The 2,626-nt window shown below is 52.6% G+C and carries 5 protein-coding genes; 1 reads left to right on the top strand and 4 read right to left on the bottom strand.

The window, feature by feature from the left end; translation table 11 throughout:
- Positions 1-54 precede the first annotated feature (54 nt).
- Positions 55-453 (top strand): T9SS type A sorting domain-containing protein, encoded by a 399-nt coding sequence (locus FBQ85_29055; GenBank protein MDL1879182.1) that lies wholly within the window; start codon positions 55-57, stop codon positions 451-453.
- Positions 454-539: 86 nt separating this feature from the next.
- Here the strand turns inward: FBQ85_29055 and FBQ85_29050 are convergent, their stop codons facing one another.
- The 4 genes from FBQ85_29050 to FBQ85_29035 all read right to left on the bottom strand — a co-directional run.
- Complete coding sequence (locus FBQ85_29050; GenBank protein ID MDL1879181.1) at positions 540-1,118, bottom strand: histidine phosphatase family protein; 579 nt, start codon at positions 1,116-1,118, stop codon at positions 540-542.
- A 27-nt stretch (positions 1,119-1,145) separates the two neighbouring features.
- A complete protein-coding gene (locus tag FBQ85_29045) occupies positions 1,146-1,427 on the bottom strand; it encodes a hypothetical protein (GenBank protein ID MDL1879180.1) in 282 nt (93 codons plus the stop codon).
- Between the two features lie 76 nt (positions 1,428-1,503).
- On the bottom strand, positions 1,504-2,262 hold the full coding sequence (locus tag FBQ85_29040) for a copper homeostasis protein CutC (GenBank protein ID MDL1879179.1): 759 nt from the start codon (positions 2,260-2,262) through the stop codon (positions 1,504-1,506).
- A 71-nt stretch (positions 2,263-2,333) separates the two neighbouring features.
- Positions 2,334-2,626: HEPN domain-containing protein (locus FBQ85_29035; protein ID MDL1879178.1), on the bottom strand; the 293-nt coding region annotated here is incomplete at its 5' end.

Below are 2,626 nucleotides of genomic sequence, written 5' to 3'. Positions count from 1 at the left end.
CTTTTCTTTGATTCTTCCGGTCCCGCGCACCCTGTGACAAGCGCGACCAATCTCATGATCGCCTCCTCGAATACTACGCGCAATGAAGTGTGGTATAATCTGCTGCTGCTCACGAGCTTGCCGAAGACGGGCGGCCCGGCTCCGCAAGAACACCTCGCGCAAGGCGCCATTGAGGATTACAAATTCTCCGCAGAAGTTTATCCTAATCCCTTCAACCCGGAGACCACGATTCGCTTCCGTCTCGATCAGCCGGCGAGCGTCAAGTTGCAAATCTTCAACGTGAACGGCCAGCTCGTGCGCACCTTGATCAATAGAGACCTCAACCCGGGCGAACATTTGCAGCGTTGGAATGGCCGCAATCAAGCCGGCTTGCCGGTGTCCTCGGGCATGTACATCCTGCGTTTGCAATACGGCGATCGCATCACCACTGCCCGGATGCAATTACTCAAGTAAGCTTGCTGAATTTTTATAAAAGCAAAAACGCTCACGGAAAACATGTTTTTCGTGAGCGTTTGTATTTTAGCGACGGGTGTTTGTTCTCAAAACTGCCTTCGTTCGAATCCTTCGCAAGCTTTCACAGTTTTGCCGAGGCGGGTGATGGCCCAGTAATGCTCATATCCGTCAATGCGCGGTTCAGGATCAAAAAACGTGCTGAGCACGCCAAGAGATTCCCAGCAACCTTTGGTCAGCCCGGCCTTGATCAAGAACCATGGGATGATGTTGGAATGTGAAACCAGCACCACGGCTTGGTCGGGTTTGAATCGCTTAATCAAATCCGCATAAAACGCGGCAATCTCCGCGGTGTCGACGCATGCGGTCGCAACCGTTACGGGGGCGTTTACTTTTTGTGAGATGACCAGAGCCGTGTGCAGCGTGCGCGTCGTCGCGCTGCTGAAAATGGCCGCGATTTCACCAGCTTTGAATTGCGCCGCAACACGTTCCGCGGTGGCAATCCCTTCCGCACTCAACGGCTGAAAGCGATCCAGTTCTCCCGCTTCAAACCAGCCGTCAAGTTTTTCAGCATGACGGACAAGATAAATCTTCGGCTGCGCGAGTGCCTCTGCAACAACGGACAATCCCAGTAGAAGTATAAACAAGACAAGGCGAAATCTCTTCATCAAACGTCCTTTCAGTTTTGCGCAGAACTAATTTGTTCTCATCATGGCCGGCTCACCTTCGAGCCAGTACGGCTTTGCCAGCTTTTTCTCCACCGGCAAGATTTGATCGAGCGAGTTGGCGTCATACATCAAGCCGTTTTTCATGAAATATTGAATTGAATTCGTGTATTGGATATTTTCCAGCAGATTTTTCTCCAGCACCAACACGTCCGCGAGCTTGCCCACTTCCAGCGAGCCTAAATCTTTCTGAAAACCGATGGCTTCTGCACCGAAAATCGTGGCGCAACGCAACGCTTGCATCGGCGTCATGCCGCCGGATTGCACCGACCACAATTCCCAGTGATAACCCAGAAGACCATGCAGCGGAGCTCACGAACAGCAAACCTCACTTCAAAAATACTCGCCGCAATTCTTCCACCGCGACGCGATTCGTCACAAAATACTTCTCCTCACCAGAAAGTCCGGCATTGCCAAACTTCACCTGCGGCCGGTTGCACGTGGAAGAATCGACTTTAGTCATAGTGAGAGAGGCATGCACTTGCTCGCAGCCGGTGCGGCTGAGTATATCTGCTATGGTAAAGCGATTGATCCCACCCGCCGGCAAAATTTGAATGCGTCCGGCAGCCTGCTCGATGCGTTCGGCGATGCGAGTCGCGCCGTTATACGCGCTGCTCTCCTGCCCGGACGTCAACACCCGCGTCACACCCAAATCGATCAACTGTTCGAGCGCAACCCTCGCATCAGGCGTAACATCAAATGCGCGGTGAAACACGATTTCACGGCCAGCAGCTTGTTGAATAATGCTCGCACAACGTGGCTGGTCGATCGTACCGTCTTCATGCAAAATGCCGAAGGCAATGCCCTCCGCGCCATGCGCCAGCGCCAACTCAACCTCGCGTTGCATGACGGTGAATTCGCTTGCGCTGTAGCAAAAACCGGCTGGTCGCGGACGTATCATGACGATGATCGGAATGCGCAGCGCTTGCCGGGCTTCCTGCAACAATCCGAGTGAAGGCGTGAGTCCACCGAGCGACAAGGCAGAGTTCAACTCCACGCGATCCGCGCCGCCCTCCTGCGCGGCCTGGCAATCTTCCAGCGAGGCCGTGCAGATTTCGAGGAGGATTCTCTTGCCCTTCGAGATCATGGCAATATTATTGACAAAGATTTTATTTTTTGCTGAAGGCGATTACCCCACGCTCAAACGGCAGGCAATGCTTACTGCGATTCTTTTTCGAGAAAACGGGCGATTTCGTCAACAAGGTTTGTAGCTGATTGACGTAGCTGGGCCACTTCTTCGGCAGTAAAATCAGGGAAGTCAGTATAGTCCCCTCCTTGGCGCGAATCAAACATGTAGCGAAAAAGCTCTCCCAACTCTTTGCGAACGACGCCGGTTTTGACGAAATGTTGATTGAATAAAGCGATAACACCGGAGTGTTTAGACGCCTTCAACGCTTTCGTCTCCAGCAACGCACTCACTGCATAAAAGCAGCCATAATAAAGTCGGTTTA

This window comes from Cytophagia bacterium CHB2, assembly GCA_030263535.1.
GTDB lineage: Bacteria > Zhuqueibacterota > Zhuqueibacteria > Zhuqueibacterales > Zhuqueibacteraceae > Coneutiohabitans.
This window is presented reverse-complemented; position numbering and strand designations above follow the sequence as displayed.

Bases quoted from the DNA above. Each gene is read 5' to 3' on its own strand.
- FBQ85_29045 (MDL1879180.1), bottom strand. From the start codon at position 1,427: ATGACGCCGATGCAAGCGTTGCGTTGCGCCACGATTTTCGGTGCAGAA.
- FBQ85_29055 (MDL1879182.1), top strand. From the start codon at position 55: ATGATCGCCTCCTCGAATACTACGCGCAATGAAGTGTGGTATAATCTG.
- FBQ85_29050 (MDL1879181.1), bottom strand. From the start codon at position 1,118: ATGAAGAGATTTCGCCTTGTCTTGTTTATACTTCTACTGGGATTGTCC.
- FBQ85_29040 (MDL1879179.1), bottom strand. From the start codon at position 2,262: ATGATCTCGAAGGGCAAGAGAATCCTCCTCGAAATCTGCACGGCCTCG.